A 652-nucleotide genomic window follows, 5' to 3' on the forward strand; every position below is an offset into this window, starting at 1 on the left:
TTCTCCCGTCACTGGAGAAATGTTGCTCTTTGTTTTTGGTCATTTGCAGCTTGCTTCAAGAGATTGTGGGCAAGGCAAAGCCAACCGACCTCAAGCGTCACTTTTTCCATGCCGCGAAGCAGAAAGCGCCGGAAGCCCCGGTTATTTTTCAGTTGTCCAAATTCACTTTCCGGTTCCGTCATTCGGCGTACGGCCAGGCCGTAACCTTCCTCACTTCGCAAGATCTCCCGAGCCTGCTTTTGGTAACGCAGTCGTTCCAAACTAACAACCACTTCCCGATCTCCGGCTGCCTTCGTGCAGCGTTCCTTCAGCGGACAGCCCTCGCAGCTCTGACTTCGGTAATGACGTTTGTAAATTTCATATCCACTCTGTGAGACTTCCTTGCTTTCTCTGCGGAAATGCAACATTTTCCCGGCGAGGCACGTCCAGTTATCCTCAGCTGCATTGTATGTCCAGTTCTCGATTTTACCAACATTCACTTTCCAGGCCTTGCTCTTTTCCTTGTGATAGCTGCCGTACTTCACCACCGCCTGAATCTCTTTCTTTTCCAGATAGGCGTAGTTTTCTTCGCTGCCGTAGCCTGCATCCGCAATGACTGTCTTTGGCAGTTTTCCGAGGATCTGCTGCGCTTTTTCCATATGCGGCTCTAAAC

Annotated in this window: 1 protein-coding gene; it reads right to left on the reverse strand. The window is 50.5% G+C overall.

Going from position 1 to position 652, the window contains the following annotated elements; genetic code table 11:
- Window positions 1-8 precede the first annotated feature (8 nt).
- A partial coding sequence (locus A3849_RS04390; RefSeq protein ID WP_143191735.1) for a transposase occupies window positions 9-652 on the reverse strand: 644 nt, incomplete at its 5' end.

Source organism: Paenibacillus sp. P46E, assembly GCF_001909095.1.
In the GTDB taxonomy this organism is placed as follows: Bacteria; Bacillota; Bacilli; order Paenibacillales; family Paenibacillaceae; genus Paenibacillus_AQ; species Paenibacillus_AQ helianthi.